The sequence below is a fragment of the Candidatus Magnetaquicoccus inordinatus genome, assembly GCF_004217665.1.
In the GTDB taxonomy this organism is placed as follows: Bacteria; Pseudomonadota; Magnetococcia; order Magnetococcales; family Magnetaquicoccaceae; genus Magnetaquicoccus; species Magnetaquicoccus inordinatus.
The window spans coordinates 1-5,689 of the sequence record NZ_RXIU01000228.1 but is presented as its reverse complement, the minus strand read 5'-3'; the positions used below and the strand labels follow the sequence as shown (position 1 = coordinate 5,689).

Below are 5,689 nucleotides of genomic sequence, written 5' to 3'. Positions count from 1 at the left end.
ATTATTCCCTGTGTTTATAAGACTTGCAGCCTTGTTTTAATTTGCAGAGGTCTTATCAATACATTGCGCCGAGTTTGTTGGTAACGTGTAGGATGTGTGGGACAACTCATTTTTCTTGCCGATAACTATATCTAACGAGGGATGAAAGTCCCAAGAAAAATATTACCAATAAGCTGGGAAAAACCAGATGAGGGCAGAAGGAGAACCGACAATGCTAGAAATTCAAAATAGAGGAACGATGAGTTATGCTACTCGTCCAGCAACAAAAGTTGAAAAAGAAAGCCTCAAAGAAACCTTGATCATTGGAGGCTCGGTTGCAGGTGCAGCAGCACTGACCCTTGCATCACCCCCAGCAGGACTGGCAGCTCTTTCGGCAGCCTCTCTCTCTATGTTAACCGGTTGTAGTTCTCTTGCAGGAAAAATTGATCTTAAGAATGCAGCAGAGGATCTACAGAGCAACAAAGGATTCGTCATGGCTGCGGTCAGACAAGACGGAAATGCCTTGCAACATGCATCAGAGCAACTACGAGGTGACAGAGACGTTGTTCTAGCTGCAATTAGCAAGAACGGAATGGCCTTGCAGTATGCATCAGAACGACTTCGCGGCGACAGAGATGTTGTTCTAGCTGCAATTGGCAACAATAGCTACGCATTAAAACATGCAAGCGAGAATTTTCGGAAAGACAAAGACTTCATCCTAACTGCGGTTAGCACAAATGGACTAGCAATAATATTCGCAGCAACTGAATTACTCGAAGACAAAGATGTCGTCTTAGCAGCGGTTAAAAACAAAGGATACGTATTACAATATGCACCAGAAGGCTTACGAAAGAACAAAGAGATTGTTCTGGCTGCAGTTAGACAAGACGGAGATGCATTAGGATATGCTTCAAATGAGCTACGTGGGGACAAAGAGATTGCCCTCGCTGCGGTTAGAAAAAGAGGATACGCGCTACAACATGCATCAGATAAACTACGTGGCGACAAAGACGTTATCTTAGCTGCAATTCAACAGGCAGGGAAAAGTCCGGGTGGAACTGCTGCATGGAATGCAGGAGGATACGTTTTGAAACATGTGTCAAATGAACAACGAAGGAACAAAGAAGTTGTCCTGGCTTCGGTAAAACAAAACGGTCACACCCTTCAATATGCATCTTCGGAGCTACAAGAAGATAAAGAGATTGTCCTGGCAGCCATTAAGGAAGATGCCTTTGCATTACAATATGCATCAAATAAGCTGCACAGAGACAAAGAGGTTATTTTAGCTGCGATTAATCAAGACGGGAAAACCTTGCAATTTGCATCACCTGAACTAAAAAGGAATAAAGACATTGTCCTTGCTGCCATTATGCAAAATGCATATGCTCTACAATACGCATCCAATGAACTTCGCGAAGACAAGGAAATTGTTCTTGCTGCGGTTAGCAAAAGCGGAGAAGCCTTGCAGTACGCATCACCTGAGCTCCAAGACGATGACGACGTTGTGAAGGCAGCAGTTTGGCGTACTATTTTCGCCCTAAAATTTGCATCACCAAGACTGCAGAAGGAATACAACTATGAACATAGACACCAGGGGCGTCATCAGCATTAATAAGTATCTATGATTCGTTACGGCTGGAATAAGGCATTCTCTCGGCATTCGGTGCGGAGGGATTTAGAATTGCAAACAAACGAAGGCGTAATTCCGAACAGGATGTGAGGAGCGGTCAACGGAGGCAGGAGCCGACTTTGACCGGTAGCCGAAGTGCGTGTTGCAATTCACGAACCGTAGTCAACGTGCCTAGCCCTGTTGGGGTTTGGGGAAGCTGCGGCAATGAGCGTGCTTCCCCAAGATAATCGGAAACCACCCAGGTTCCCAAACACTTTCACCACTTTGTGGTCGCATCGAAAGACGAATGATATACTGTTCACAATTATGCAAAACATTCTCGATGACATCAAAATCATTGCGGATCTTGCCGTGAAGGAGGATCTCGGAACGGGCGACATCACCTCAATGCTCACGATTGATGCTCACCATTTGTCAGAAGGAAAGATCATCGCCAAAGCGGATGGCATTATCAGTGGCATGCTCGTTGTTGATTATCTTCTCCGAACCTACACCACGGTAAAATACGAGATTCTCCGAAACGACGGTGACTTTGCTACGACTGGCGAAACCGTGATGCGGCTCAAAGGCACCACCATCGAAATTCTCAGCTACGAACGGGTGATGCTCAACTTCCTTCAACATCTGAGCGGCATCGCGACCTACACCAATGAGTTTGTTATGAAAGTAGCCAACTACGGCTGCAAGGTTTTGGATACTCGAAAAACATTACCTGGCATGCGAAAACTCGAGAAAAAGGCCGTCTTGGATGGACGTGGCATCAATCACCGTATGGGACTTTATGCCGCTGTGTTGATCAAAGAAAACCACATTCTCGCTGCGGGAAGCATTACCAAAGCATATAAGAAAATCAAGGCTTCTTCCGCCTATCATGACCTTCATAGCAATCCCGAGTTCTTTATTCAGATTGAGTGCGAAGATCTAAGTCAAGTCAGAGAGTCTTGTCACTTGGGCGTTGACGAAATCTTGCTCGATAATATGTCACACGAAATGATGCAGGAGGCCATCACCCTCATTCGCAATCTTTCTCCCAAAACCTCCATCGAGGTCTCTGGCAATGTCAGCTTGGAATCCGTGGTCGACATTGCGCGACTTCGACCCGACCGAATCAGTATTGGAAAAATCACCCACTCCGCTCCCGTTCTGGATTTATCCTTGTTATTAGACGACATCCTCATCGTATGAAAGTTCTCCTCTTTGGTATCACCCAGTTCGCAACACGGGGTCTCAAACGGCTCATTCAGCTCAACCATATTCCCGTCGGCATGGTGGTCATGCCCCACTCAACCCAAGATATCGATAATATTCGACTCATCTGCCAAGACTACAAAATCCCCGTTTACGCGCCGGCATCCGTCAACACCCCCGAGTTTCTGTCCATCGTCCAAAACGATCTCAAACCCGATCTCATCCTCACCTACACCTTTAGCGAACGTCTCAGCATGGCGCTCATCGGATCCGCACCCTTTGCCGTCAACATGCACCCCTCCTATCTCCCCTATTATCGCGGCAACAACCCCTATTTCTGGCCCATTGCAAACGGGGAAACCTCCACCGGCGTCTCCTATCATTTTCTCTCAGAATATTTTGATGAAGGCGACCTCATCTTCCAACAACATGTTCCCATTCACCCTGGCGACACCAGCGGCCTGGTGATTCACCATCAAGAGATTGTCGCCGCAGACCTACTTGAAAAGCTCATGAACCTACTCACCGCAGGGCTTCCCTTACCTCGAAATCCACAGCCACAGGGCGATTTTGTCAAAGCCCCCAAGCCCACTCTTCAGGACTACTTCATCCAGTGGCAATGGCCCAGCGAAAAAATCATCAATCGTATCCGTGCCCTGAATCCGTTCACGGGTGCCTACACCCAGTACAAGAACACGGTTCTGGCCATCTATCAAGCTTCGCCCAGCAGCTACGGTCTTCATAGCGAACCCGGTACCATCGTTTCGTTATCCCCTGAGGGTCCCTTGGTTAAAACCGGGAATGGGGTTGTGATTCTCAAAATTCTTACCGCCGGAAAGAAATATCTCCTCTCTGGCAGTGATTTTATCGAACAAGAACATCTCCAAGTTGGGGACAAATTGATTTCCTGGGAGGGATAAGGCATGTATATCGGACTGGATGTCGGGGGAACAAAGATTCTGGGTGGTGCTTTCGAAAAAGACACCCTCATCAGCACGCACAAAGTGAAAACCAACACAGGTGGCGATGGGCAGGTCATTGCCCAGCAAATCGTCGAGGTCATTCAAACACTGGCTGACTCAAAACCAATCGAAGGGATCGGGCTTGGCATTCCCGGAAACATCAATCGCAACACCGGCATCATCGAGTTCTCGCCCAATCTCCCGTTCAATCAGTTTCCGATGCGTGATATCTTGAAAAAATCCTTTGATGTCCCCATCGATATGGGCAACGATGTCAATGTGGGCATGCTCGGCGAACATTGGATGGGTGCGGCGAAAAACGTTCAAAATGCAGTCGGCATTTTTATCGGCACCGGAATTGGGGGGGCACTCATTCTCAACAACGCACTATATCACGGCACCCACCATATCGCAGGAGAAATTGGCCACATGAAGCTGAAACTGGATGGACCCGCCTGTAATTGTGGTGAACAAGGCTGTTTCGAAGCCTTGGCCTCAAAGATTGCGATTCAGCGCGCACTCGAAAAAAATGGTCTCTCGTTTAACGGCATGATGAAAAGTTCCTTTCTCAAGGAACAACTGGCAAAAAACAACAAGGTGGTCAAAGCCCAAATGAAAAAAGTCGCAACCTACATCGGGGAGGCTATCGGAAGCCTGGCCAATGTCCTGGATCCCGAGGTCTTCGTTTTGGGGGGTGGTGTCATCGAGGCCATCGGGCCGGATCTTCTCAAAAGAATCAAACCCGTTGCGAAATCACGTGCGCTCATGCCGCCCACCATCAAGCTCTCGACGCTGGGTGACCACGCGCTTCTCTATGGGGCAGTTCGGTTGGTCAGCCAACCTATCGCTTAATCAGGGGAACAAAGTCCGGCGCATTCTTCACGCGCACCCATTCCTGCCCGTGATCTGCTGCTGTCACAACGAAGCGGGAATCTGTTCTCAACTTCTCTACCGGCTCAGTTAAGGCCAACCCCACATCGGCCTCGATTTGTTTGAGCTGTTTCCGCTCGGTTTTGATCTGATATTCGGACCGCTTAAGAATCAATTGGATTTGCATGGCGGTCAAAACAAACACCCCCAACACAAAGAACGCCAACACCGATTCCAAGAGCAAATATCCCCGCTTCATATCGGTCTCACGGAGCAATTCGAATTCGGCCCGTTGACGGATCAACAACCACTTTCTTGGATCGTGGCCCAACCGCGAGCGTCAGCGTCACCCCCGTTGAAGGCGTCAAATTGGGCGTAAAATAGAACGGTTTCGCCAACATCACCACCGATTTGGGAAGCAAGCGATGCCCAATCGAGGCCCCTCCTTCGGGGAGAATCTCGTAACCTGATGGCGTCAGTTGAAACATCACCTTGACCTGATAAGTCCCGGCATAATCGCGTGCATACTCCAGGTATCGCTTCATCGAATAGGCTTCATTCTCGAGCGTAACATGATTGAGAACCCCACCAAATGCTAGCAACACAACACCCATGAGCATCGCTATGACCATCATCCCCATCAAGTATTCAACGAGAGAAAAAGCCGATCGCCTCGTCCTCATTTGAAGAAACGAAACACAAACACCAGGCAAAACGCAACACCCAGAAGAGGCACAAACGGAAGGCTCACTTTCTTAAACCGCCACGCCACCACCAAGCCAATGAGGGAAGACAAGAAAATCACCTGCATCATTTCCTGAAAACGCGCTACCAGCGAAAACGCAAAGATCACGAAATAGTCCCCCTCTCCCATGGTCTGCTTTTTCAACACTTTTTGAAGCCCGAACGCGACCCCCATCACCAACATTAACCAAAATGTCGCCCGAAGCAACCGAAGCACCATTTCACCTTCGATCAGCGCAAGTCCCAGAGAAAACCCAATCAGCGGATAGAGGCTCTCGTTATAAACAAAGCCCGAGCGATAGTCGGTGAGAACCGT

The 5,689-nt window shown here is 48.4% G+C and carries 7 protein-coding genes; 4 read left to right on the top strand and 3 right to left on the bottom strand.

What is annotated here, in order from left to right; translation table 11 throughout:
• Positions 1-211 precede the first annotated feature (211 nt).
• The 4 genes from EJP87_RS13515 (at position 212) to EJP87_RS13500 (ending at position 4,611) form a co-directional block, all read left to right on the top strand.
• Positions 212-1,591, top strand: a complete 1,380-nt coding sequence (locus tag EJP87_RS13515) for a DUF4116 domain-containing protein (protein WP_193771388.1) — start codon at positions 212-214, stop codon at positions 1,589-1,591.
• Positions 1,592-1,915: 324 nt separating this feature from the next.
• A complete protein-coding gene (gene nadC, locus EJP87_RS13510; RefSeq protein ID WP_227657640.1) occupies positions 1,916-2,794 on the top strand; it encodes a carboxylating nicotinate-nucleotide diphosphorylase in 879 nt (292 codons plus the stop codon).
• A complete protein-coding gene (locus tag EJP87_RS13505; RefSeq protein WP_130472396.1) occupies positions 2,791-3,717 on the top strand; it encodes a methionyl-tRNA formyltransferase in 927 nt (308 codons plus the stop codon). Before nadC ends, EJP87_RS13505 begins: the two co-directional genes overlap by 4 nt.
• 3 nt (positions 3,718-3,720) lie before the next feature.
• Entirely contained in the window at positions 3,721-4,611 is an 891-nt protein-coding gene (locus tag EJP87_RS13500) for an ROK family protein (RefSeq protein WP_130472395.1), read from the top strand.
• Here the strand turns inward: EJP87_RS13500 and EJP87_RS13495 are convergent.
• The 3 genes from EJP87_RS13495 to EJP87_RS13485 form a co-directional block, all read right to left on the bottom strand.
• A complete protein-coding gene (locus EJP87_RS13495; protein WP_130472394.1) occupies positions 4,601-4,867 on the bottom strand; it encodes a hypothetical protein in 267 nt (88 codons plus the stop codon). The genes EJP87_RS13500 and EJP87_RS13495 overlap by 11 nt on opposite strands.
• Positions 4,868-4,895: 28 nt before the next feature.
• A complete protein-coding gene (locus EJP87_RS13490; protein ID WP_130472393.1) occupies positions 4,896-5,270 on the bottom strand; it encodes a hypothetical protein in 375 nt (124 codons plus the stop codon).
• Positions 5,271-5,308: 38 nt separating this feature from the next.
• Positions 5,309-5,689: prepilin peptidase (locus EJP87_RS13485; protein ID WP_193771387.1), on the bottom strand; the 381-nt coding region annotated here is incomplete at its 5' end.